Source organism: Vibrio sp. B4-6, from assembly GCF_963888245.1.
In the GTDB taxonomy this organism is placed as follows: Bacteria; Pseudomonadota; Gammaproteobacteria; order Enterobacterales; family Vibrionaceae; genus Vibrio; species Vibrio anguillarum.
The window spans coordinates 33,938-59,430 of record NZ_CAWPIM010000055.1 but is presented as its reverse complement, the minus strand read 5'-3'; the positions used below and the strand labels follow the sequence as shown (position 1 = coordinate 59,430).

Here is a 25,493-nt window from a genome sequence, read left to right as displayed (position 1 = left end):
TTATCCCAGATTAAGGTGAAATTTGGGTATAGTGTTTTATTTTTGATGATAGGTGGAAAATGAGCACACACAATGCCGCGCGTTTTTACATTGGTACTTATACGGATGCACCAAGCAATAGTAACGGCGTTGAGCTGATTGAGCTTAACACCATCACGGGTGAACTTAGTGTTTTGCAAGAGGTAATGGCGACGCGTAACCCTTCCTACCTTCTCGAAACAACGAAAGGCTTTTACACTTTTAATGAGGTAGAAGCGAGCGACAACCCACAATTAATACACATTAACAAGGGTTTGGTTTCTCAAATACCATTGTCTGGTAGCTATGCTTGTCATCTTGCTATTGATGCCAAGCAGCGCTATTGCGCTGTGGCGCATTATGGGTCGGGTAATGTGAACATTGTTCGTTTGGACGACACTGGCAAACCGGAGTTATGCATCGCTGACCTATGGATTGATGGTCAGGGGCCAAATGCAGAGCGCCAAACCTCACCTCACGCTCATCAGGTGGTTTTCCTTAAACAGTCGTCGCAACTGGTTGTGGTCGATTTAGGGAGTGATGCAATTCATTTTTTCGCCATCAACAGTGATAATCAGACATTTTCATTGGCGCAAACTGTAGAGATGCCTGCGGGGAGTGGGCCGCGCCATGTGGTGTTTAATCACGCAGAAACCCGAGCTTTTGTGGTCTGTGAATTGTCGGAGACTTTGGTCACCTTAGTATTTCCCGGGACGCAATGGCAAATAGAGGCAGAGTGCGATCTCTTGCCGAATGAGGCGAAAAGTGGAGCGGCTGCGGCGATTAAGTTGTCGCCCGATGAACGTTTTCTCTATGCTTCCTGCCGAGAGCAAAATAAAATCGTTCTTTTTGAACTATGCCAGCCACAACCGCAATGGATTGCCGCATTTGACGTCGGTGGCCAATTCCCGCGTGACTTCACTTTGTCTGCGGATGGAGATTGGTTGTTGGTTGCTAGCCAACATTCACACACAATCGCCAGTTATCGCCGAGATGAAACCACAGGCAGGTTGGTTGCCAGCGGCTTTAGCTGCAAAGTCGGCGCGCCAGTCTGTGTGATCGAACAGCACTGTTGCGAGTTATCTTTACCATAAAGAGAGAAATTAATGACTATTCATCGTATTAATCCAAGTAAACGTTGGTCTGACATTACCGTATTCAACGGCATTGCCCACTTTGTGGAAGTGGCTGATAGCGATACAAAAGCCGATATAAAAGGGCAGGTTGAGCAGATCTTAGCCCAAGCCGAGCAGCAGTTGACGGCGATCGACAGCGACAGAAGTCGCGTGTTATCGGTGACGATTTATGTCACGGATTTTGCTCATTTAGCCGCTTTGAATGAAGTGTGGGATAGCTGGTTTCCAGAAGGATGCGCACCAAGCCGAGCCTGCGTTCAAGCGCAATTGGCAAGCCCTGACTATCTGGTTGAGATGGCTTTTGTTGCCGCGGCTGGCCCAAAATTTCAGTAAATACGTTTCTTACGATGTGATAAAAAATGGCGCTAAAAACAGCGCCATTTTTTATCTTAAAGCTTGATGATCTTAACGCTTCTTAGCAGGTTATCTGCTTGCATATGAGTGAGTTACGATTCATCGAAGTGCTCTGCTTGCTCAAGCCACAATCCATTGATTATGCCAAATGCGCAGGCGAGTAATACGCCAAGAACCCAACAGAAATACCACATCAGTCATCTCCTTTAGTACAGCGATACGCTGTGGTTGCGAATATAATCATCACTCAATCGACCGAACATTTTGTAGTAACCCCAAGCCGTGTAACTGAGGATGACTGGCACCACTAAGATGGCGACAAGCGTGATGATATTGAGTGTTTTTTGGCTGGATGTGGCATCCCAAATCGTCAAACTGTGTGATGGCATTAAGCTTGATGGCATGATCATCGGAAATAGCGCCACGCCTGCCGTAAAAATAATGCATGCAATAGCAAGGCTAGAGAATAAGAATGCCCCGCCAGATGCTCGTTTCAGGCTTGCCCATATGCACGCCAATAAGCTCGCGATGCCCATGCAAGGGATCAACCACAGCATGGCGTGTGCTTGATAGTTATGCAGTAAATGACGAGCGATGCTAACCACCTCTTTATGCAAGGGGTTTGAAGCGGCATCCGTGACAATTGGGCTCACGATAATATAACCCGCCATGTTGGCTGCCAAGAATCCGCCGATGAGAAATAAAGCCACGGCAATGCTGGCATTGACGACCGACGCGCTATGGGCTCGCTTGCATAACACATCACAAGTTTTGAGCTGTAAAAACGTTGCGCCTTGAGTGATGACGATGGCAAGGCTGAGCAGGCCACACAGTAGTGGAAATGGTGTGAATAGATCCCAAAAATGGCCTTGGTAATCGAGCATCAATAAGTTATTGAGCTGAAAAGGGACTCCTACCAATAAATTACCAAAACCAATGCCAAAGATGAGGGGCGGCACAACGCCACTGATGAACAGTGCGTTATCGCACGCCTTGCGCCATGAGGGGTTATCGATTTTTGAGCGATAATCCATACCAATTGGGCGCAGCCATAACGCAGCAAGTAGCAACATCATCGCTAAATAGAAACTAGAAAATGCGGTGGCGTAAACCAGTGGCCAGATAGCGAAAATCGCACCGCCAGCAGTAATCAACCACACTTGGTTGCCATCCCAATGAGGCGCGATACTGTTGATCATCACTCTTCGTTCAACATCACTGCGTCCCAAAATGGGCAGTAGCGCTGCAACGCCCATATCAAAGCCATCGGTGATGATAAAACCAATCAATAGCATACCGACAATCGCCCAAGTCAGCAGACGTAAGGTTTCGTAATCAAACATTGTGTTCTCCCTTAATGGTGTACGTGAGATAGAGATCCGTGCCCATCTTGCGTTTCAAAATGGTAACGTCCGGTATGTAGGGCACTTGGGCCGCGCCGAGCAAACTTCACCATCAGGTACATTTCCACCACCAAAAATGCGCTATAGAGTAAGTAAACTAGGCCCAGTGAAATCCATAAATCGCTGGTTGATAGGTTAGATACGGCCATATTAACCGGAAGTACTTCACCGATAGCCCAAGGTTGGCGGCCAAACTCAGCGACAAACCAACCCGCTTCGCTGGCAATCCATGGGAGTGGAATCGACAATAGTGTTGCTTTGAGTAGCCAAGGCTGAGTACCGATTTTTCGCCGACAAATTTGGATGAAACAGAGCCCAATGACAGCGAACATCGCCATACCGCAGGCCACCATGATGCGGAAGCTCCAAAACAGAGGTGCAACTTGCGGAATGGTATCTTGCGCGGCTTGTTTGATTTGGCTTTCAGTCGCATCAGTTACTTTATCGGTGTATTTTTTGAGTAATAAACCGTACCCTAAATCCTCTTTTAGCGTTTCAAACTGAGCGATGTTTTGCAGTGAATCGTCACCATTGCGTAAGGCTTCTAATAGCCCGTAAGCGAGCATGCCATTGCGAATGCGCTCTTCACTGCGCGCCATCAAATCTTTTAAGCCGATGACGGGCTCATCCAATGAACGCGTGGCGATAATACCCATTAAATAAGGGACTTTAATCGCCGCGTCTGTGTGCATGGTTTCTTGGTTAGGTAGCCCAAACAGAGTAAAAGAGGCAGGGGCTTGTTCGGTATCCCACTCGGCTTCAATGGCGGCCAGTTTCACCTGTTGCACTTCACCTAAGGTGTAACCTGACTCATCACCTAGCAATAAAGTGGCGGTAATGGATGCCATGCCAAAAGCGCAAGCCACAGCAAATGAGCGACGCGCAAAGGGAAGGTCGCGCTTTTTCAATAGGTAGTAAGCGCTGATACCCATGATAAACAGTGCGCCTGTGGTGTAACCCGCCGCAACGGTATGCACAAACTTCACTTGGGTTACTGGGTTAAAAATGACCTCAGCAAAGTTGATCATTTCCATACGCATGGTTTGATAGTTAAACTCGGCACCGACGGGGTTTTGCATCCAGCCGTTGGCCATCAAAATCCACAATCCAGAAAAGTTAGAGCCTAAAGCGGTTAACCAAGTCACGCTTAAATGCTGACGCTTAGAAAGGCGATCCCAGCCGAAGAAAAATAGCCCAACTAAGGTAGATTCAAGGAAAAAGGCAATCAAAGCTTCGATCGCCAGCGGGGCACCAAAAATGTCACCCACATAATGAGAGTAGTACGCCCAGTTGGTGCCAAATTGAAACTCCATAGTGAGACCGGTGGCAACGCCAACGGCGAAGTTGATGCCAAACAGCTTGCCCCAAAAACGAGTCATGTCTTTGTAAACGGTTTTTCCGGTCATCACATACAGCGATTCCATGATCGCCAGTAAAAACGATAAGCCAATGGTCAGCGGAACAAAAATAAAATGGTAAAGCGCCGTACTGGCGAACTGGAACCGTGACAGTTCCACCACATCTGTAAGCATAAAGTCTCCCTCCCGCCACCAAAATGGCAGGTAAGATAGTCAGAGATGAATGTGTGATTGATAACACCTGCCACTTGAAGCTGCGGGCGGCAACTTCAAGTTAGTAGGCATCATTAGGTGTTAAGCAGTTTGAGGCGTGCGAGTGAATGGTTTTTTAGCCAGTAGTCGAGGCTGACGTAGCGGCCACCACCATAAATGAAAAGAACCATCAGCATCACAAAGTAAGTAGCCGCAAATTCCATCCCGTTATTGAGCATCACAGGGTCGCCAAGTTCTGTGATGTAGTTGTAGCGGCCCGGAAAATTGACCGCCAACCATTCAATAAAACCGTTTAAGCGCACCGTCGCTTCCATACTGCTGGTGGCAATCGCGTCCCAGCCATGTTTCCAGTGCACCATTGCGCTCGCCACACTCATCATGAGAATCATAGGGATAGCCATAATGCGAGTAAAAAGACCAAGTGCGATGCATATACAGCCGAGAACTTCTGTCGCGGCGGCTAAAAATGCCAGCAGTTCTGGAAAAGGTAGATTTAAACCACCATCGGCGGTTGAGGCGCCAAACCAAGCAACGGTTCCAGCGAAACCAACCACTTTGGAATGAGCACCGACAAAAATCACCGGCACGAGAAAAAGTCGAATCGCAAGTAGTACTATAAAATCGAATTTTTTAAATTTTTCGATCACGCCATCGTACCAATTGAGGGCTGAGTGAATCATAGAGTTTCTCCTAATAAATATAGGCTGATGAGTCCTTGTTGCTGAAACGTTTGAACCCACGCCAAAAAATGGAAGTTGGATAGGTGTTGAGCTATCTGTTGTTCTAGTTGCGTTAGTGACTGCGCTGGGGCGTTTTGAATCATCTGAATTAGGGCGATATCCACTTCTCTGAGTTTTTGTGATACCACCTGATGCGATACATGACGAAATACCCCATAACAGACCGTTTTCTGTTCTTGAATCAAAAAAGTGACCGATTCTGGATGGACAAGAAAAGGCACTTCGACCAGTTTTAACGTTGGGTTAAGCTGTATGCAAAACGCCTCCGGTTGAGCTTCAGCGTCATCCGACCACACGTTGAGATTCGGCACATGAGCACTATCCATTTCAGCGTTGAAAACGATCCATTCATATTCAAGCAGTGCGATTTGCTCAGCACTGAGGTTAACACTGGCGTTATGGTTATTTTGCTGTTGGATAAACTGAACAAATTCAGTCGCAATCTGATGGAACTCAGGCTCCATAGCGCCATGTATTACCAGCCATTCGTCCGTCAAAATGTAGAGTGTTTCCTCGTTAAGTTGAGCGTAGAACAGAGGAAAAGTGTGCTTAATGACAGAGTAGATATTCTCTCGAATGAACTCTCGATAACGGCAGGGCGGTTCGCCTTGTGCGACAGGAGAGCGGATCACGCAGGTCAGTGCGTGCATTGACATACTCATGTTCATTGGTGGTTTAAGCATGGCTACGCTCCATATCGATAACTAATGATGGCGCTGGCTGCATGATCTCATGATGGATAGTGCGCAACTCTTCAGTCAAAACCACCAGAGGGGGCACATGATGATCACGTTCAAGCAGCAAAGGACGGCTACCTTGTTGAGCGTAAGCATAACGAGCCAAGTCAATCACCTCTTGTTGTACTGGTTTGCCATGGGTATCGAGCAAGAAATCTTCGCTCTTTTAAGTGACCTGCGATGTGGTAATAGCCGATCGCTTCGCTCGGTAAAGTGGCCAGCATGTCAAACGGGCAGTAATTGTGGTTACGGCTATTCACATACACATTATTGATATCAATCAGCAGCTGGCAGCCGCTGCGCTCGACTATCTCAGCAATAAATTCGCCTTCGGGGATCTCCTTGCCGTAACTGTGGTAGTAGGAGATGTTTTCCAGCACCAAAGGACGTTGCACAATATCTTGAACGCAGTGAATGCGATCAACCAAGTAAGCAATGCTCTCTTTATAGCGCGGGATAGGCAGCAGTTCATACAAGTACCCTTGGGCATCACGTGAAAAGCTCAAATGCTCACTGTAAATGTCGATGTTAAATTCATCTAAAAATGCCGCTACCTTTTTCACAAACGCTTTGTTCAGTGGCTGACAATCGCCAATCGACAAACTCAGCCCATGTGCAACCAGAGGATAGTGCTTTGCTATCTGCTGTAACTGCTCGCGTTTAAGTCCGCCCATGTTCATCCAGTTCTCCGGAGCAAGCTCAAGGAAATCGATGTCGGGATGGTCAGGCAACTGGCATAGCAAATCGATGTGTTCGCTACGCAAGCCGATGCCTTTTGAAGTGCGATCTATTGCCCGCATACACCACCAGTGATTTTGCTGTTGGTTAGAGTAATGGTTTCAGCGGAAGGTGCGATTCCCTCTGCGGTTAAGCCGCATTTACCATCTCTGGCGCGTACTAAACGTCCTTGCGGATCGCTTTTTAAATCCTGTTTTTCAAAATGTTTTTCAGTACCACATTTACCAGCCGCGCATTTGCCACCATTTTGCGAGGTGGGTTGCACACTCACTGGTGCTTCCGTTGACGTTTCTGCAACGCTCATTGCAGGATGAAGAGCAATGGCCGAAGTCATCGCAATAGACAAAACAATTTTACAATTCATGGGTTATCTCCTTCACGGAACTCATTGGGTAGCTTGAGAGATCACGGGCGGCAATAACTTCGCCGTGATAAAACTGTTTGATGATCTTGGTGGACTCTGATTTATGTTTAAGGCCGACTCCCATCCAGTGGTTGAGCACGAGCAGTTTAGGATTGATTTTGGCTGCAATTTCGCCAATCACTGAAGGTTTAGCGTGCATAAATGCGGAAACTTCATCGGCTGACTCATGAACAGCCATCGGCATGACTAAAATGTCAGCGCCTTGAGCAAAATCGAGAAATGCTGGGTTACTGCCGTTTTGATCGGCAGAAATAACAATAACGCCCTGATCACTTTCAATACGATAAGCCAAACATGGCACGTCCCCATGAGGAATACCGGGTGCGTAAATGGTTAAACCGTCTTGTTGATACACTTTAGTTGGTGTCGTGGTTTTGTAAGGAACATCAGTGATGGTGACTGGGAACAAACCATCGCTGCCATCATATAAACCATTTAAATAAGCGTAAGCGCCATCTTTGCTATTAAAGAGTGCGTCCATATAGCCTGATAGGCTAGGGAAGGCTGATCCCGCTTGCGGGCCTGCAATATCTAGTGGGTCTTCTCGCTTAAAGAAGTAGCCGCCTATTCGCTGCGCCGAGATCGTGTTTAAGACCAAATAGAGTTACGACAAAGTGGTTGCTTGGATGAATGATGATTTCACGGCGATTTATGTCGATGGTTCAGAAGCAACGTCCAATATGGTTCGATTTCGAGAGGATGATGTAAAAGCTGGCTACGTGAAAATGAAGGTAAATCAACCAATTACCGCTTATGTCTGTTTTGGTCAATCGAGCGTTCCGATCAGTCAAATAGAGTGCGATATGAAATGGATTGCTTATCAACGTTAAGTGCCATCTCCTTAAATGGGGGAGCAAATGATAGTCAGGCCTTATCCTGACAAAGCCATACATTTCGATACCCAATCCTTTTCACATTCAACGTACAATCGCCGCACTTAAATTATTGAAAAGGGTTGTTGTAACGATGTCAGCAAAATTTGTACTCTCACCCATTATGGGTTTGATGGTTTGTTTGGGTATGCATACACCAACAGTATTGGCTGAGTCAGTCGCTTGGGATCAAGCTGGTCAGCAATGGCAGACTCAACAATCGCAACATTTTATCGTGCACTTTCGCAGTGAATTGGCCCAGTACGCGGCGCGTTCGTTAGATATTGCCGAGAAAGTGCATCAAGACCTTGCCAGTCAATTCTCAAAGATGCCAGCTGAAAAAACGCACCTAACGCTGGTGGATGACTACGACTATTCCAACGGTTGGGCAACGCCGCTGCCTTATGCTCAAATTCGCTTGATCTTAAATCCTCCCAGCGATGTCAATGGATTGGAAGGCAATGATGAATGGTTGCACATGCTCATCCGCCATGAATACACTCACATTGTTCATATGGAATTAAATGAGCGTGCGGTCACCGGAGCTCGGCGTATTTTTGGCCGCCACACACTGCTTTTCCCGCATGCAATGACACCCTCGATGCTGTTAGAAGGGTTAGCGGTTTACATGGAAAGCCAAAATGAACAAGGTTATGGACGTTTGCACAATAGCCATTTTGCGATGCAAATGCGCATGGAAGTGGCGAGCGGACAACTAGCTGATCTCAACCAAATCGTGGTAGCGAACAAACGTTTACCGCTTGGCAGTAATTACCTCTACGGCGCGTATTTTATTGATTATTTAGCCAAAACGTATGGCGAAGACGCACTCCAACATTTTTTAAGCGATTACAGTGGCTACCTAATTCCGGGCGTTTTCTTAAACCGAAGCGCTCAACGTGCTTTTGGTAAAGACTTTTTTGCGCTTTGGCAAGAGTTCCGTGCCGATCTAATCACGCAGTTTTCAGATCAAATTGTGCAAAGTAAGGAACAGCCTTCGGAGGCTCAATCTCTCGATAGCCAGCCATTTGAATATCTATTAGCCAATGGTGGATCAGAGCAATTACTGGCTTGGCGTCGTGATGGGGTTGATCGAGCAAATTTAGCGATGTGGGATAGTAAGCAAAATCAATGGCAGCGTTTATTGACTACAAAAAGCTTAACTAGCCTCGATGTTCATCCCCAGCAAGGTATCGTCGCGTCACAAGTGAATAGTTATCTTGATGGACGAGTGTTGAATGATCTTTATCGCTACGTTGATGGGCAGTGGCAGCGTTTAACCGAGCAACAGCGCTTTACCCAAGTACGTTGGAGCCGAGATGGGCAAAGTGTTTTCGCTACCCGTCATGAACAAGGGTTGCCTGAATTATGGCAGGTGACGCTGGATGGACAACAAACTCGCTTATGGCAAGGCACATATGGTTGGGTCATTGGTGATATGGCGCTGTCTCCGACAGGCGACATTTATGCTTCCGTGAAGCAGCCGTCTAGCGCTTGGAATATCATGCGTTTTGTCGCCAAAGAGCAGCGCTGGTTAGCTGTCACTGAAACATCATCAACCGAGCATCAATTGAGTTTTACCCAAGAGGGGGAGCTGCTGTTCAGCGCCGATTACACGGGGCGTTATCAGATCTACCGAATGGACTTGGCCAGTTTGCAGTTGGAGCAGTTAACCAATGAAATTGGAGGTGCTTTTTCTCCGCAATGGAATCAATCGCAAGGGCTTATCTACCAAGCTTATGAGCATGATGGTTACCATTTGCGCCACATTCCGGCGGTGACGGCTTTCAATGAGGTTCCGCTGTCTTCCTTTGCCAAGGTGACATCCGTTGCTTCGACGCCGATATCTCAGGCCGAAAAAAGTGACACTACTGACTACTCACCGTTGTCGACTTTAACGCCACGTTATTGGGTTCCCGTCTGGCAAGGGGATGATAACCAATCGTTACTTGGTTTCTCGACCAGTGGTTCAGATGTGTTAGGGCGACATCAATATGAGATACAAGCGGCTTGGGATACAAAAAATGCGTTGGCTACGTACCAATTGGGATATCAATATGACAACCGTTGGCAAGCGACGCTCAGCCGAGAGCATGAGTTTAAGTTAAATCCATTGACCAATAAAGACGATCGCATTGTCCGCCAAGATGACTTAACGTTACAACGTAATTATTTATGGCATGGCCTCGATGATAACTTAATGTTTGGTATCGGAACTTATTGGCAGAAAGAGTCATTGATCAAAGCGCCTCAAGGTACGCGCTATACACAAGCCAGTGATGAGTGGCTAGCAGGGGCTGCGCTGCAATGGGATAACCGTGAAGGCTTATTGAATGTTCCCGGCTATGCGTGGGGTCATTACGCTGATTTGGTATGGGAGTCCAATGTTGGCGGTGATTACTCTGGACAAAAATGGCAGGCGCAGTGGCAAGCACATTGGGACCTCCCGGGGAGCTTCAACCTTACCACTCATCTTGCGGCAGGTTATGCAGATTCAAAAGCTAAAGCGTTTGAGCTGGGCAGTTACGAAGGCGACAGCGCGCAGCTCTATGGCCGCCAACAGATAGCGTTGCGTGGCTACAGCTCTGCGGCTCAAGTAGGGCAAGCCTACGCGACACAAAGTGTTGAACTAAGCCGCTTATTGTATCGCGCTGAACGAAACTGGAATTTGTGGCCAATTGGCTTGGGGGATATTTCAGGTTCTGTATTTGTCGACTCAGGATCAAGCTGGAACGATAACCAAAACTACCAAGCCCTGACGGGGATTGGTGCTGAAGTGCAGATCGATACCATCGTACTTTATGGCGGCACGTTACCAGTACGGATTGGTTACGCTCATGGATTAGACAGTAAATTAGGCAAAGATGAAGTGTATATCAAGCTAACTGCTCAGTTTTAACCGTTTGTTGAGGAGGAAAGGGTCGCATCAAATGCGACCCTTTTTGCGTTGTAAGCCGAAGCAAGGCTTACTGCTTACTCAAACCTAACGCTTCTTGTGGGGCATGGTTATTTTTTGTCATAATTCTTCCGTAATTTGATACATCTTTTTCCTCGGTCTTACAGCTGATGATTGGTACAACTCATTGGCTGCGCTGTTCTGGATTTTCATTCCCCTCAATCGACGAGGAGCCTTAGTGACTTTAAGTAAGAAAATCCTCAGGCAGTGAACTTAATTAGGTCGATCAACGTAATTAACAATTAAGTAAATTGTTGTTATTTGATTGCCTAGTCTTTTTTGATTGAGGAAAGAGTGATGTTAGAGACCCTCATGTTGTCGCGGATCCAGTTTGCCGCCAATATCAGTTTTCATATTTTATTTCCAACCATTACGATTGCGCTTGCATGGGTGATGGTGTTTTTTAAGTGGCGTTTTGTACGAACGCAAGCTCAGTTGTGGTTGGACTTATATTATTTCTGGGTCAAGATCTTTGCCCTGACTTTTGCGCTCGGTGTTGTTTCTGGTATTACGATGAGTTTTCAATTTGGGACTAACTGGCCAGGATTTATGGAGAGAGTCGGTAACGTAGCTGGGCCATTGTTAGGCTATGAAGTGATGACGGCCTTTTTTATGGAAGCGACCTTCCTTGGCGTGATGCTTTTTGGGCGTGGAAGAGTACCTGAATGGGTGCATACTTTAGCAACCGTGCTGGTGGCGATAGGCACATCACTCTCTGCTTTTTGGATTTTAGTTTTAAATAGTTGGATGCATACACCCGCTGGTTATGAAGTGATTGAAGGCATTGTTCATGTCACCAGTTGGAAAGAGGTTATTTTCAATCCTTCTATGCCGTATCGGCTTTTACATATGTTGCTGGCTTCTTTACTCACCGCAAGTTTTGTTATTGCAGGGATCTCTGCTTACCAATTTTTGCGTAATTCACAACTGGAAGCAGCGAAAGTGGGCCTTAGAGTCGGCATTATTCTCGCGGCCATTGCTATACCAATACAAATTTTTGTTGGCGATTTACACGGTTTAAATACGTTAAAACACCAACCCGCTAAAATTGCCGCGATGGAAGGGGTGTGGGACACGGAGCAAGGAGCACCGTTACTCTTGTTCGCTTGGCCGGATGAAGCCACACGTAGCAATCACTTTGAACTCGGCATTCCTAAATTAGCCAGCTTAATACTGACGCATGACCTCGACGGTGAAATTGTGGGTTTAAATCAATTTGCACCGGACCATCCCCCGGTTAAGCCACTGTTCTTTGGCTTTCGAATTATGGTCGGAATTGGCGTGCTGATGCTGCTAGTGAGCTGGTTTGGTGCATGGCGTTTAATTCGTAAAAAAACCTTACCCAAGTTCTACCTTTATACCGTTGTCGCGATGACGTTTTCGGGATGGGTAGCCACATTAGCAGGGTGGTATGTTACTGAAATTGGCCGTCAACCATGGCTTGTCAGTGGTGTATTACGTACTTCTGATGCAGTTACTGCGATTGGAAGTGGTTCTGTTGTGCTGTCATTAGCCATGTATTTAACCATTTATGCCGTATTGCTAGTTGCTTATATTCATACACTGTTTTATTTAGCAAGGCAGTTCTCTACAAGCATAACGATTCAACCGATTGACGAGCAAAAGGCACCATTATGATCTCTTATCTACCGGAAATTTATCTTTTACTGCTTGGTTTTAGCGTTTTCATGTATGCGGTACTTGATGGTTATGATTTGGGTGTCGGTATTTTATTACCCCAAAATAATGAGCAACAGCGCGATAGAATGATCGCCTCCATTGGTCCTTTCTGGGATGCCAATGAAACATGGCTAGTGCTAGGCGTTGGTATTTTATTGATTGCGTTTCCAAGTGCACATAGTTTGATTTTGACTGAGCTGTATTTACCCACCGCACTGATGCTGATCGCATTGATTATGCGTGGTGTCGCGTTTGATTTTCGTGCAAAAGCGAAAGCGGATCATAAAGACCACTGGGACTTGTGTTTTAAAACAGGTTCTTTACTTGCCGCATTAACCCAAGGTTACATGATTGGGCGGTATGTGATGAGCTTTGAGGAATCGATGCAGGCTTATGGCTTTGCACTACTCAGTTCGCTGTGCGTGACGGCTGCTTATGTTTATATCGGTGGTGCTTGGTTGGTGTTAAAGACCGAGGGCGCGTTACAAATTCGAGCGGCACGTTGGTCACGCCGCGCCGGGTGGTTGGCCGCGCTGGGCATTTTTTCAGTCAGTATTGTTAACCCGTTATTTAACCCACTGGTCGCGGAACGTTGGTTTAGTTTCCCTGAAATGCTGTTATTAGCTCCTGTTCCGCTGGTGGTGTTAGTCACGATTTTTATGGTTGATCGCTATTTAAAAAGAGTGCCTGTAGTGAATGATATGGGCGTTCAATGGCCATTTTTTGGCGTGATGCTAATTTTTGCATTAAGCTTTCTTGGATTAGCCTATAGCTTTTTCCCTGATGTCGTCCCCGGGATAATGACGGCTCAAGAATCAGCCGCCTCTACGGCTAGCTTATTGGTAGTGGGCATTGGTGTCGTGATTGTGATGCCGATGATTTTGCTGTACACCTTTGTGGTTTACCGAATCTTTAAAGGTAAAGCGACAGATTTAAGCTATAAATAAATAGCAAGAGAATGGATACTATAACGGCCTCAAAAGAGGCCGTTATTTTTAAACCCACGATATGAGGGTTAGACTTGGAAGCGACGTACCGTATTTTGTAGCATTGCAGCCAACTGACTCAGCTCTGCGCACGCTTGAGCGGCGCTGGAAGAACCTTGTGCAACTTGCTTGGCTGATTCACTAATGCGTTCGATATTGCGGCTGAGCTCTTCGCTAACCGAATCTTGTTCTCCGCACGCACTGGCGATTTGGATGGTCATATCTGCAATATGCGCGCTTTGATTACTAATGTGGTCAATCGCGATTTGAGTTTGGCCACTTTGCTCCACACATTGTCCCATAAGTACACTGCTTTGTGACGTCGCTTCACGAGCACGCAGTGCGCATGTTTGTAGGCTTTGGATAATATTGACGATGTCGCCCGTCGATTGCTGAGTTTTGCCAGCTAAAGCACGGACTTCATCAGCCACAACCGCAAAACCACGCCCTTGTTCACCAGCACGCGCCGCTTCAATTGCTGCGTTAAGTGCAAGCAAATTGGTTTGGTCGGCGATGTTGCTTATCACGTCAACGACAACGTTAATTTGCTGCGCTTGCTGCTCAAGCTCTAATACGCGTTGTTCTGCTTGATCAATTTCTTGAGTCACAAGAGAGATAGCATTCGCGACGGAATCCATCTGTTTTGATCCAAGGATGGATTGTTGGTTACTTTCACGAGCGGCGTCAGAAGCGACTTCTGTGCTTCGTGCCACTTCTGCAACCGTTGATTTCATTTGCGTCATGGCCGTAGCAATGTGCATCACCTCGACCTGTTGCTCTTGCATGCCCTGTGATGTCTGTTCAGAGACGGCGCTAACTTCATCGACAGCATGAGATAGTTGAGTCGCTCCGGCGATGATCTCTTCCACCATTGAGCGTAAATTCTCTTGCATACTTGAACACGCATCGGCCAATTCACCTAGCTCATCTTGTCCAATATGCTGACGTGCTAATCGATGGCTTAAATTACCTCCAGCAATGGCGTTCGCTTGCTGTACAACCAACTGTAGTGGCTGGCAGATTAAGCGAGAAAGTAATAGTGTAATGAACACCATAAATGCTATCAGCGCAACGATGCTGCCGGTGGAAAATGAGGTGATAGCTTGAATAAGCGTCATCAGTTCAGAGCGATTTTTGGCAACAAAGGTTTGGTTTAAATTGAGAAGATCGTCAATCGCACTCTCTAGGCGTTCAAATGTAACCAAAGAGGCTGAAATGTCGCCTTGAGCTTTTACTTTGTTTTGACTGAGAATATCATCATTAAAAGAGCCTAATGCGGTTAAATAATCGCGCCACAGATTCTTAACAGGCATAAAAATCGAACGCTCGTGATCGGTCCAAACCGCACGCTCATAGGTGGCTAGTGCACTATCAATTGCTTGATAGTGTTCCTGCATCCAACGAATATCCTCCGTAATTTCGGCTTGATCGGTTGCGGAAAGCAAACTGATTTGAGCACGTCGCACAGAAGCCATATTGTATTTGACGTTATTGACCATCATCATTGATGGGAGTGTGTCATCCGTTAGATTGAGTAGGTCATCTTGTATTTCGTTCAATGAACGATATAGGTAATAACCGAAGGCGATGTTGACTAACGCGATAATAGTAAAGGCAAGCGCAATTTTTTTGCGAATGGCTAAATCTTTTAAAAAAGACATGGTAATAAGTGACCTCGGAGTAAAACAACGGAGTTATACCTGTCCCACTTGCAGCATTGCTGTATTGATCCTGTTCATTGACGCCAATTCCACCATTTTATTGATGTTTTTTCGGCCTCACTTACTGGTCATCGACAGCATCCTAAGTGGCTTGGGTATCGGGTCACGTCCATATGAAAATAGAGAGATATCCATAAAGTTGTGCATCGTATCACAATTGAAACTTGACTCCTATGGTGTTTTTGAGATTTTTGTGAGTGAGATATTGGGTGTGGAGAGCTTAGAATAACGCTCAAGACGGTTATTTTAAGCTCTGTTAAGGTCACAATTCTTTACATCTCAATCACCTAGTTTATAGTGAGTTCCATTTTGAGTTGGGTGCTAATTAGGTAATGAAAGGGATGGTTATACGATTCTCTCTTGGTATTTTTGGCGCTAAGGTAAACGGAAAAAGGTATTTGAATCATGAAATTAAAAACACGTTTACAGCTACTGTCTGCGATCGAACATAAAACTGAAATTCCGATGCTGCTGCTATCGGTAGTGTATGTGATCGTCGCTTTACTACCAGATATTGCACCTTTACAGCCCGAAGAGCTTGATTTTCTGGAGCACCTGCTTTGGATTATTTGGGCATTGTTTGCAACGGAGTTACTGGTTAAGGTCTTACTCAGCCCACATCCAGTGCGTTACATGGTAAAAAACTGGCCTGACGTGTTGATTGTGGCCATGCCATTCCTACGTCCGCTCCGTTTTTTACGCATTTTACTGATCTTGCCAAGAGCATGGCGTCAAACAAAGGCGGTACTGAGACAAAAAACGCTCAGTTTTATTGGGCTAACCAGCTTATCGACAGTGCTTCTTTCCGCGGCTTTTGTCTATTTGGTCGAAAAAGGAACGGATAGCCCAATCAATGATTTTTCTGATGCGATTTGGTGGGCAATGACTACGATTACTACAGTAGGATATGGTGATATGTACCCGGTTACCCCGTTTGGTCGTGGTGTTGCGGTCTTTTTAATGCTTACGGGCATAACACTTTTTGGTTTATTGACGGCCAGTGTTGCGTCTTTCTTCATTGAAGATGATGAACAATCAGTGGCGAATCATAGCCAGCATCACAATAAACAACTCAATCAAGTATTAAAACAACTGTCTGCTCATCAGCCAGTTCGAAAACGTTTTCATTTAGCTCGCTACCGTGCTCAGTTGGCTTCTCGTCATAAGAAATAACCACTGAAGTTCTAGTTATCACCGCATTGGAATGCCAGAGATTGATCTAGGTGGTTTTAAGCAGAGTGATAAACTCACTGAGCTGCATAGGTTTATAAAAGAAATAGCCTTGTAAATAGTCAATTTCTCTTTCGTTCAAAAAATCAATTTGATCTTGGGTTTCCACACCTTCGGCGATGGTTTTTAACCCAAGTCGCTTAGCTAAATCGACTAAGTTTTCAACAATATGGCTAGAGATCGCATCACTACCGATCATGGTAATAAAGCTTCTGTCGATTTTTAAAATGTCAAACTTGAACTCTTGCAAATAGTTCAAACTAGAGTGACCCGTACCAAAATCATCAATTGCTAGCAACACACCTATTTTATCCAATGACTGGAAGAGCTTTTTTGCTTCATCACTATCAATAACCAACTCTCTCTCAGTGAGCTCTAACGTTAAAATATGCTTACGATTGTCGAAGGTTTCAATAAAGTGTTTGCAATCATCAAACAAATTGGAAGCTACGCAGTGCTTGGCTGAAATATTAAATCCAATACTGAAATGCTCTGGAAATTGTGACTGGTGTAATGAAAGTTCATGCTCTACTTGGGACATTAACTGAGTCGTAATAGGAATGATTAGCCCAGATTCCTCCGCTAAGGGAATAAAAAGATCGGGCCTCACTAATCCATGAACAGGGTGTTGCCAGCGGGCAAGCACTTCGATATGGCAGAGCTGACCACTACCATCAACAATCGGTTGTACATACGGAACGAATTCGTTGGATTGAATAGCGCGTTTCACTTCTCCTTGCATTGACGAAGCTTGGCCGAGTTTCCAAAAAACAAATCCGCCTAAACCGATTCCCATTAAGAGAGCTAACATCGCACTGGTTTGTTTGGTGTTTTTAAAATAAAGCCAGTAGTCATCAATAGTTAATAGGGTCGATAGTGAATAAGGGTAGCGTTCTGAAGTATTAATAATTGTGGGAAATAACGGTTCGGAAGTTACAACGCCAGTCTCGTCGAGGTGATTTTTGCCAACGTGAAAATAAAGTTTGCCATAGCGATCAAGTAAAATAAGCATGTTAGTTAGGTAATAGGAACTAACACCAGTGATCACCATACCCTGTTCGTAAGTTCTGTGAAAAGCCAACACAGGCCGGAGAGGTGTGAGTCGATTACCTGCCATTAAATAGAGCTCACCACTGACATAGCTGTCGATTTGGTAGTGATCGTTTACTTGACCGGTTAACGAATTACAATAAATCGTATTTTGTTTGGCTAAATTGATGGTCCGGATATCGGGAGTTGTCGCCACTAGCTCGCGCAGATAACGAGTAGCATCTAGGCAATCCATATTAAGGTAGGGCGCCGCACGCTCGTTGGCAACATGAGCATTTCTTAGCAGTAGATTAATGTAATCCGTACCTTTTACCAAAACGTTTTGCATGTGATGATTCAAATCAGCTCGTGTCTGCCAAGCGATAATTGGGCTAGCTACAACGATGGGCAGTAAGCAAAATAGTAAGCTAACTATCCACCGTCTACATCGTTCATATTTTACAAATGTCTGCATCTGGTCCGAGTGCTATTTGTTTAATCATGCAGTAAGCGTAGCAAATATCCTCTGAAAATCATCCGTTTATTTCGCAGTTTGCTTGAACTTCAACACGACTTACGTCCTTGTAAGTACAAGCCATCATTTTAGCCAATCCATTGATCAAGTATGTGTTTATCTGGTAGCGCTGTCATTGCCCCTTTTTGAGTGGTGGCTAATGCTCCGCAGCCATTAGCCCATTGCACTGCGTTTATGATAGTACCCTTAGTAAACCACTCTTTATGTAATGACAACTGGCACAGCAATCCACCGACAAAAGCATCTCCGGCACCTGTTGTATCGATAGGTTTTACGGCTTTTCCCGTAATCATTGTTTGCATCTCTGCTGTGATCACCAGCGCTCCTTTTGCACCTTGAGTAATGACAATCAGCGGAATGTTCAATTCTTTCACTGAGATTAATCCCTGCTCAAGGCTAGGGCGCTGCGTGAGCAAGAGCAGTTCGTCATCGGAAAACTTAACCACATCCGCCATTGCCACCACGCTCATCACCACTGGGATCATCTCTTCGGAGTTAGGCCAAACCTCTTCTCGTAGATTGGGATCAAAACTGACAAATCCACCGTTGGTTTTGATGCGTTTAATCGCTTCAATGGTAGTGCTGCGACTCGGTTCACTGGCCAGTGCAATGGAGCAACAATGCAGCCATTCACCCCCTAAAAAGGTAGGAATGTCTGAACATTGGACGAATTGATCCGCGCTCGGTTTCACCATAAAGGTAAAACTGCGTTCGCCGTGCGAGTCTAAATCGACCACGACGGTTGATGTTCTTTGCTGTTCATCCAACTGCAAATATCGGGTGTCTACTTTCTCTTCGGTTAATGTGGATTGCATAAAGCGCCCCATAGGGTCATTACCCACACGGCCAAAAAAGGCGCTATTACCCCCCAATCTTGCGATGGCAACAGCCACATTCGCCGGAGCACCGCCCGGACATTTTAGATAGTGTGCTTCACCATCAGGAATTAAGTCGACGACCGCGTCGCCTGTCACCCAAACTCGATTCATTTTTTCTTCCAATATCCGTGTTATTCGCTGAAGAAATAAGCCCACTCACATCGAGCGGGCTTAGGAGCATAACAGCCTTGGGGGTTACGCTGTTGCTTGTTTATCAAGCTTTGCGCGCTCTTTGGCACCCAAAACAAGTGTTAAGGTAAAGGCAATGACAAAAGAAATCAGCATACCAATCATGTAGTAGCTGATTTTCTCTGGGTTAATGGAAATCACTCCTGGAAGCCCAGCCGCGCCTAACGCTTGTGCTTTGACATTAAACAAGGTAATGAATGCACTGGCACAAGCTGAACCGATGATCGCAGCAATAAATGGGTAGCGAAGTTTCAGGTTTACACCGAACATAGCGGGTTCGGTAATGCCCAGAAGGGCGGTCACACCTGATGGAATCGCAATGCCTTTTAATTTGATATCTTTGGTGTTCATACCAACCGCTAAAGCTGCTGCACCTTGTGCGACGTTTGACATGGCCGCAATAGGAAAAATAAACGTACCGCCAGTAATGGCGATGTCAGCTAATAGCTGTGTTTCGATAGCAATAAAGCTGTGGTGCATGCCAGTAATCACAAACGGTGCGTAGATGAAGCCAAACAGTGCACCACCAATGAAGCCAGCAGAATCGTATAGCCAGTTCAGCCCATCACCCAATAGAAAGCCGATATCGCGAGTAATCGGACCTACCAGAGTGAAGGTTAAAAAGCCTGCAATGAAAATCGAGAGCATAGGCGTCAGTAAATTATCCAGTACAGAAGGGATAATTTTGCGCAGGCCATTTTCGATTTTTGCAAGAATAAAGGCGGAGACTAAAACGGGTAAGACAGAGCCCTGATAGCCGACTTTCTGGATCTCAAAGCCAAAAATATTCCAAGTAGGGATGGTGCCTGCGACAGACGCGCCGCCAAATCCCCAACCATTAAGCAGGTCTGGGTGAACCATCAACATACCTAATGCAGCGCCAAGGAATGGGTTGCCGCCAAATTTTTTAGAAGCAGAAAATGCTAACAAAACAGGAAGATAAACAAAAGGGGCGTTAGCGAAGGTGTTGATCATGCTGGCAAGATCAGCCAAGCCCGGGTTGGCATCAATCAGTGACTGCCCTTCGATAAAAAGCCCAGTGGCTGTCAGTACATTGAACAACCCCATCAATAAACCGCCAGCAACGATGGCCGGGATAATAGGGACAAAAATGTCAGACAACCCTTTAACGGCGCGCTGCACTAGGTTCTGCTTTTGTGCTCCCGCGCTTGCAACATCATTGGTTGACATTTCAGCAAGGCCGGTCAGCTTGGCCATTTCCGCATAAACTTGGTTAACGATACCGGAGCCAAAAATAATTTGATATTGGCCAGCGACTTTGAATTGTCCTTTGACACCTTCAAGTGAATCAATGGCTTGTTCATCAACCAATGCGTCATCTTTTAGCGCTAATCTTAAACGTGTTGCACAGTGAGCAAGGGCTTGGATATTTTCTCTGCCACCTAATTGCTCTAATAATTGTTTTGCTATGACTGGATAGTTCATAACCCACCCCGGTTGTTGTTTGGTATCCAGATGACTTGATCTCTTTAAGATAAGCATGGTGGATAAAATTAAAATAAGTATTTTTGGGAACGTTTGCAGAATGGATTTTTGATGAATAATTCAAAGTAGTCAAAAGCCAACCATTGATTCTGTGAATTAGATCAGTAAAAGAGAGATCGATAATTCTACAAACAGCGTTAGAATCACACTATTCGATCGTTTGCAGCACTGAGTTTTGCAAACAATCCCAAAACAGAATGAGTAAGGTTATGTATGTCGAGTTTGCACGATGTCGCTAAGCTGGCCGGAGTTTCTAAATCGACGGTTTCACGCGTTGTAAATGATGAGTATGGTGTTAAAGAGTCTACAAAAATCAAAGTGTTAAAGGCAATTTCCGAATGCGGCTATATGGTCAACCAAGTCGCTAAAGATCTCAAATCACAAAAAACCAATTTAATTGGAGTCATCGTTCCGCGAGTCTCTTCGCATGCGACAGCACAAGGCGTTGATGGTTTAAGTGCCATATTTGAACAAGCGGGCAAACACGTGTTGCTTGCCAATACTCATCAAGATCACGCTAAAGAGTTGGAATATATTCAAATATTTAATCAAAAGAGGGTAGAAGGCATTGTACTTTACGCCACACACCTTGATATGCCATTAGTGAAAGCAATCCAACAATCTAATGTCCCGGTGGTATTGGTTGGGCAAGATGGCTCACTGCACGATATCCCAAGTATTGTTCATGATGATCTTCGCGTTGGATTCGAAGCGGGTAAACGGTTGATAGCAAAAGGTTGTCAACACATTGGTTTTATTGGTGTTCAGAGCGATGACGTAGCGGTGGATTGCTTGCGTTCTCAAGGGTTAGAGCAAGCACTGGGTATCAACAATTTAACCCTGTTGTTTCATGTGCGTGGTGATTTTTCGATTGAATCTGGTTACTTACAAGCTAAAACATTAATCACGCAATACCCACAATTAGATGGTCTTTTTTGCGCAACCGATAGAATTGCGGTTGGAGCGGTGAAAGCACTACAAGAGTCTGGAGTTCAGGTTGGATCGCAAATAAAAGTATTAGGAGTTGGCAATGATGAGCTCGCATTTGTCAGTAACCCAAGCTTATCAACATTCAACTATGCCTTTGATAAAGCAGGTGAAAATGCAGCCAAGATGTTGCTTGAACGTATTGCTGGTCGTGGGCAGGAGATGAGTAAAGTCGTGTTAACATTCCAAAATATCGAACGTGAAACCGGCTAAGACTGAAGGTACTTGCTGAGGGGAAGCCCGCATAATTGAGGGCAATATTTCACCAATGCTTGCAAGCTGGCTTATTTTTTTATATTTTGCAATCGTTCCCAAAAATTGAGTGTAAGTCATGTCATTAGAAACAGTGCCAGTAGAAAAAATGTCATTTGAAGAGATGGTGAGATTAGTTGGCGGCCCGGCCAATATTCAGCGGGTACTCGCACCAAGAGGCGAAATCGTTATTGCGCTGCGAGATCCAGCTTTAGTCAATGTTTTGCCGAGCCATATGCGATTGCGTGAAGTGCTCGGTGAATGGCAGCTTTCATTTTTGATTCAACAGGATAACATCAATGAATATGCCGATGAACTGATCAACAGTTTAGGTCGAATGATTGATTCTCAGCTGCGGCTTAATGCGTACGCCTATTCCTCGCCAAACGATTGTCCCTTTCGTCCAACGTGGCATATTTCTCCGCCGCAAGGGCTGCTCAATGATCCAAACGGTTTCATTTATCACAAAGGAAAATATCATCTTTTTTATCAGTGGTATCCTTATGGGTGTGAGCACAAGGATAAATATTGGGTACAACTGACGAGTACTGATCTTATTCACTGGCAATGGCAAGGTATTGCACTGACTCCATCAGATTGGTATGACAGTCACGGAGTTTTTTCTGGTCATGCTTTAAGTCACAACGATGAGTTGATGCTTTTCTATACTGGCAATGTTCGGTTAGGTGAACAGCGATTGCGTCAAACAACGCAGTGTTTAGCCGTGTCGCAAGATGGTCTCCGTTTTGAAAAACGTGGCCCAGTGATCCGTAATTTGCCAACGGGTGTCACGGAACACATTCGCGACCCTAAAATAGTGCGCCACCGAGGAAGATGGCTCATGTTGCTTGGCGCGCAAACAACGCAGTTGCAAGGTCGGTTGGCGATTTACCATTCACATGATCTTAAAGAGTGGCATTTCGATGGTCTATTTGGTGAAGAAATCGCACCGCTCGGTTACATGTGGGAATGTCCCGATCTGTTTGAAATTGCGGGCCAAAGTTATTTTGTTTTTGGCCCTCAAGGGATTATTTCAGATAACGTGAACCACACAGTTATCCATCAGAATCGTATTGCAAAAGTCTTATGGGATGAAAATGATCATCCTCACTTTTGTCATCTGCAACCACTGGATCACGGCTTTGATTTTTATGCTCCTCAAACAATGCAAACGGCAGACGGGCGGCGTGTCTTGTGTGCATGGATGGGGTTGCCTGACGAAATTAATCATCCTAGTTGTGACAACGGCTGGCTGCATCAACTTACGGCACTGCGAGAGTTGAGTCTTGAGAATGGTCAACTTATTCAAAGGCCTATAAGGGAGCTAGAGCAGTTATGCCACCACCCGTTAAGTTTGGAGTTGAGCGATAAATGCACCATTCTCAACACCAAAAGTTTTGAAATGTGCATCACTTTGCCTTGGGGGGCAAGCTTACGTTTGTTTGAAAAAGATGAGCAATACGTTGAATTGAGTTTAGATGCCCAGCAAAAAGTATTACGCTTTGATCGTTCCCATACTTTGATACGTCAAGGTGATGTGATTCGTGAATTGGCCTTAGAGTGTGAACAGGTTGAGCTGCAGATTCTCGCGGATAATTCTTCATTAGAAGTGTTCATCAACGGCGGAAAAGCTGTGATGACTGCACGAGTTTTTACCGATCAAGAAGCGACAGGGGTATCGCTATTGAATGCGTTGACCACGGCCAAATACTCTTCTATCCAGCCCGTCAGCGCTTCTTCATTCGCTACTCAATTCTAAATTAAGCCGAAAGTAAACTTTCGGCTTAAAAAATAATAGCCTTTTTCTTTCTTGGTCTATCCTTAAGTAAAAGATAAGTGAGATCAACATGATCGGTATGAGTTCAGACAATAGCAGAGATGATATTGACCTCTCTTCTGGTCTGCATTGCCCTATTCATTAAACACAAGAGTCAGATGGTTATCATGCGGTGCGATGAAGCCAACGCACAGTGCTTAACTCATACCATTGATTAAGGCGAAATGAAGTATGTGGAAAAGTGTCAAAGTGATCTTTGTTACCCAAGTTGTTCTGGCAGTGTCCATTGTGTTGGGCATTTCTAGTTACATTGATTACCAGTCAAAGAAAGCGGAGCTACAGCATAGCCTAGATACATCGATCTTGAATGCAAAAGAGCGTTTGAGCTACAGCCTACCTAAAGCAATTTGGGATTTTGATTTACATGCCGCTAAACTCACTATTTCAGCAGAGTTAAATAACCCAGACATACAAGCGGTTAGAGTGAAAGATGCGGGTGGTACACCGCTTCTTTTCCTGAGTACATCACCCGACTCTCAAGATGTGAAAGAGATGGAACCCAATGAGGGGAAACAATACGAATCCATGCTCTCTTCGGTGCAAAAGCTCACCTTTGTTGAGTATGAAAAGGAAAATGAAGTTGGTCAGGTAGAGCTTTTCTATAACACAGATAGGCTAGAAAAAACCTTGTTACAAAGTCTGCAATATAGCCTGATTGAGTTGCTGATTTTAGATAGCGTAATGATTGTATTCCTAATTTTGGCGTTAACGAAAACCGTCCTTCGCCCGCTCAACGATTTAACAGAGCGAGTGGCCGATCTTGCAACCGGTGAAGGAGATTTAAGTCGTATCATTCCAGAACCCAAATATAGAGAGTTTTCGCAGATCATCCGCAGTATTAATCATTTTACGGAGTCGCTAAGGGAGATAGTTGTACAAGTAACGAATGCTTCTGTGCAGTTAAAAGACACCGCAGAGATGAGTGGTCAGGTTGCCATGAGAAATGCGCAGCAAATTGATCAACAAAAACACAGTTTATCGACCGTCGCTGCCGCTTCCACACAGATGAGTCAGTCGGTGGCAACAGTGGCTGAAACCGCTAATGACGCCGCAAGGCAAGCAAGTGAGGCTTCTCAACTGGTCGATAATGTTTACCAATCAATAGAACGCTCTGCTGCCGAGATTGTAAACATGCGTTCCGAAATGGGTTCGGTAAACGCGGAAATGCATAAGCTGCTTGATGAAGGGCGAAAAATATCAACGGTGGTCGGGGTGATTAATGATATTTCCGAGCAAACCAACTTGCTGGCACTGAACGCTGCTATTGAAGCGGCACGCGCAGGTGATCATGGTCGTGGTTTTGCAGTAGTGGCTGACGAAGTGCGCAACCTTTCGACCAAAACTAGCCAATCCACTGAACAGATCCAAACCAATATTCGCTCACTTAGCAGTGCAACAGAATCGGTTGAGCAAGAAATTATTCGCATCTCTAATTTGTTAGAAAGCACCGCTAAGCGAGTATCAGAGTCACAACATTCTGTTGAGCAGGTGAAAAATACTATCTCTGAAATTTCTGAAAGAAATGGCGAGATTTCGCATGCCACAGAAGAGCAGAAACAAGCCATTGATGAAGTCAGTCAGGCGATTGTTGAAGCATCAGAGGCCACTAATGAGCTGTCGAGTAGTGGTCAAGATAATGCTCAGAGAACGAAAGAAGTTCTTCAACTGAGCTCAAACATTAAAACTCATATGCGTAAGTTCAAAACATAAGTTC

The 25,493-nt window shown here is 45.2% G+C and carries 20 protein-coding genes and 2 pseudogenes; 10 read left to right on the top strand and 12 right to left on the bottom strand.

Features of this window, described 5'->3' with window-relative positions:
* Positions 1 to 59 precede the first annotated feature (59 nt).
* Both AACV20_RS13155 and AACV20_RS13150 read left to right on the top strand, forming a co-directional pair.
* The gene (locus AACV20_RS13155) at positions 60 to 1,112 is read left to right on the top strand and encodes a lactonase family protein (RefSeq protein ID WP_170907440.1); all 1,053 of its coding nucleotides are present in this window, start codon (positions 60 to 62) and stop codon (positions 1,110 to 1,112) included.
* 12 nt (positions 1,113 to 1,124) lie between these two features.
* The gene (locus AACV20_RS13150) at positions 1,125 to 1,487 is read left to right on the top strand and encodes a RidA family protein (protein ID WP_064625364.1); all 363 of its coding nucleotides are present in this window, start codon (positions 1,125 to 1,127) and stop codon (positions 1,485 to 1,487) included.
* Positions 1,488 to 1,600: 113 nt separating this feature from the next.
* Here the strand turns inward: AACV20_RS13150 and cydX are convergent, their stop codons facing one another.
* From cydX to AACV20_RS13110, 8 genes and pseudogenes are all read right to left on the bottom strand, one after another.
* Positions 1,601 to 1,702, bottom strand: a complete 102-nt coding sequence (cydX, locus tag AACV20_RS13145) for a cytochrome bd-I oxidase subunit CydX (protein WP_013856710.1) — start codon at positions 1,700 to 1,702, stop codon at positions 1,601 to 1,603.
* Between the two features lie 12 nt (positions 1,703 to 1,714).
* Positions 1,715 to 2,851, bottom strand: a complete 1,137-nt coding sequence (gene cydB / locus AACV20_RS13140) for a cytochrome d ubiquinol oxidase subunit II (protein WP_170907439.1) — start codon at positions 2,849 to 2,851, stop codon at positions 1,715 to 1,717.
* An 11-nt stretch (positions 2,852 to 2,862) separates the two neighbouring features.
* On the bottom strand, positions 2,863 to 4,443 hold the full coding sequence (locus AACV20_RS13135) for a cytochrome ubiquinol oxidase subunit I (protein WP_170907438.1): 1,581 nt from the start codon (positions 4,441 to 4,443) through the stop codon (positions 2,863 to 2,865).
* A gap of 113 nt (positions 4,444 to 4,556) precedes the next feature.
* Complete coding sequence (locus tag AACV20_RS13130; protein ID WP_170907437.1) at positions 4,557 to 5,162, bottom strand: HvfX family Cu-binding RiPP maturation protein; 606 nt, start codon at positions 5,160 to 5,162, stop codon at positions 4,557 to 4,559.
* Positions 5,159 to 5,905 carry an HvfC family peptide modification chaperone gene (locus AACV20_RS13125; RefSeq protein WP_170907436.1) on the bottom strand — a complete coding sequence of 249 codons (747 nt, stop codon included), beginning with the start codon at positions 5,903 to 5,905 and terminating at the stop codon, positions 5,159 to 5,161. Before AACV20_RS13125 ends, AACV20_RS13130 begins: the two co-directional genes overlap by 4 nt.
* A pseudogene (locus tag AACV20_RS13120) lies at positions 5,898 to 6,759 on the bottom strand (DUF692 domain-containing protein). The gene AACV20_RS13125 and the pseudogene AACV20_RS13120 overlap by 8 nt, the downstream one beginning before the upstream one ends.
* Complete coding sequence (locus tag AACV20_RS13115; RefSeq protein ID WP_170895341.1) at positions 6,747 to 7,061, bottom strand: hypothetical protein; 315 nt, start codon at positions 7,059 to 7,061, stop codon at positions 6,747 to 6,749. The pseudogene AACV20_RS13120 and the gene AACV20_RS13115 overlap by 13 nt, the downstream one beginning before the upstream one ends.
* A pseudogene (locus AACV20_RS13110) lies at positions 7,051 to 7,686 on the bottom strand (MBL fold metallo-hydrolase); the annotation flags it as partial. The pseudogene AACV20_RS13110 and the gene AACV20_RS13115, both read right to left, overlap by 11 nt.
* A 61-nt stretch (positions 7,687 to 7,747) precedes the next feature.
* Here AACV20_RS13110 and AACV20_RS13105 point away from each other — a divergent pair.
* From AACV20_RS13105 to AACV20_RS13090, 4 genes are all read left to right on the top strand, one after another.
* Positions 7,748 to 7,951: a hypothetical protein gene (locus AACV20_RS13105; protein ID WP_249929753.1), complete on the top strand. Its 204-nt coding sequence runs from the start codon at positions 7,748 to 7,750 to the stop codon at positions 7,949 to 7,951.
* A 136-nt stretch (positions 7,952 to 8,087) separates the two neighbouring features.
* A complete protein-coding gene (locus tag AACV20_RS13100; RefSeq protein ID WP_170907435.1) occupies positions 8,088 to 10,892 on the top strand; it encodes a BamA/TamA family outer membrane protein in 2,805 nt (934 codons plus the stop codon).
* A 354-nt stretch (positions 10,893 to 11,246) separates the two neighbouring features.
* The gene (locus AACV20_RS13095) at positions 11,247 to 12,587 is read left to right on the top strand and encodes a cytochrome ubiquinol oxidase subunit I (protein ID WP_170907434.1); all 1,341 of its coding nucleotides are present in this window, start codon (positions 11,247 to 11,249) and stop codon (positions 12,585 to 12,587) included.
* A complete protein-coding gene (locus tag AACV20_RS13090; protein ID WP_017042970.1) occupies positions 12,584 to 13,576 on the top strand; it encodes a cytochrome d ubiquinol oxidase subunit II in 993 nt (330 codons plus the stop codon). The genes AACV20_RS13095 and AACV20_RS13090 overlap by 4 nt, the downstream gene beginning before the upstream one ends.
* Before the next feature lie 68 nt (positions 13,577 to 13,644).
* Here AACV20_RS13090 and AACV20_RS13085 read toward each other — a convergent pair whose 3' ends face one another.
* Positions 13,645 to 15,276, bottom strand: a complete 1,632-nt coding sequence (locus tag AACV20_RS13085) for a methyl-accepting chemotaxis protein (protein WP_170907433.1) — start codon at positions 15,274 to 15,276, stop codon at positions 13,645 to 13,647.
* Between the two features lie 465 nt (positions 15,277 to 15,741).
* On the opposite strand from AACV20_RS13085, the gene AACV20_RS13080 reads away from it, so the two are divergent.
* Positions 15,742 to 16,509, top strand: coding sequence for a potassium channel family protein (locus AACV20_RS13080; RefSeq protein ID WP_019282399.1), 768 nt, complete (start codon positions 15,742 to 15,744; stop codon positions 16,507 to 16,509).
* 46 nt (positions 16,510 to 16,555) lie between these two features.
* Here AACV20_RS13080 and AACV20_RS13075 read toward each other — a convergent pair whose 3' ends face one another.
* The 3 genes from AACV20_RS13075 to AACV20_RS13065 all read right to left on the bottom strand — a co-directional run bounded on the left by AACV20_RS13075 (position 16,556) and on the right by AACV20_RS13065 (position 20,643).
* Positions 16,556 to 17,944, bottom strand: a complete 1,389-nt coding sequence (locus AACV20_RS13075; protein WP_249929752.1) for an EAL domain-containing protein — start codon at positions 17,942 to 17,944, stop codon at positions 16,556 to 16,558.
* Positions 17,945 to 18,198: 254 nt separating this feature from the next.
* On the bottom strand, positions 18,199 to 19,119 hold the full coding sequence (locus AACV20_RS13070; protein ID WP_170907431.1) for an aminoimidazole riboside kinase: 921 nt from the start codon (positions 19,117 to 19,119) through the stop codon (positions 18,199 to 18,201).
* 84 nt (positions 19,120 to 19,203) lie between these two features.
* Entirely contained in the window at positions 19,204 to 20,643 is a 1,440-nt protein-coding gene (locus AACV20_RS13065) for a sucrose-specific PTS transporter subunit IIBC (protein ID WP_026028729.1), read from the bottom strand.
* Positions 20,644 to 20,916: 273 nt separating this feature from the next.
* Between AACV20_RS13065 and AACV20_RS13060 the strand changes: the two genes are divergently transcribed.
* The 3 genes from AACV20_RS13060 to AACV20_RS13050 all read left to right on the top strand — a co-directional run bounded on the left by AACV20_RS13060 (position 20,917) and on the right by AACV20_RS13050 (position 25,489).
* Positions 20,917 to 21,903, top strand: coding sequence for a LacI family DNA-binding transcriptional regulator (locus AACV20_RS13060; protein ID WP_010319758.1), 987 nt, complete (start codon positions 20,917 to 20,919; stop codon positions 21,901 to 21,903).
* A gap of 118 nt (positions 21,904 to 22,021) precedes the next feature.
* Complete coding sequence (locus AACV20_RS13055) at positions 22,022 to 23,701, top strand: glycoside hydrolase family 32 protein (protein ID WP_170907430.1); 1,680 nt, start codon at positions 22,022 to 22,024, stop codon at positions 23,699 to 23,701.
* A 249-nt stretch (positions 23,702 to 23,950) separates the two neighbouring features.
* Complete coding sequence (locus AACV20_RS13050) at positions 23,951 to 25,489, top strand: methyl-accepting chemotaxis protein (RefSeq protein ID WP_170907429.1); 1,539 nt, start codon at positions 23,951 to 23,953, stop codon at positions 25,487 to 25,489.
* Positions 25,490 to 25,493: the final 4 nt, after the last annotated feature.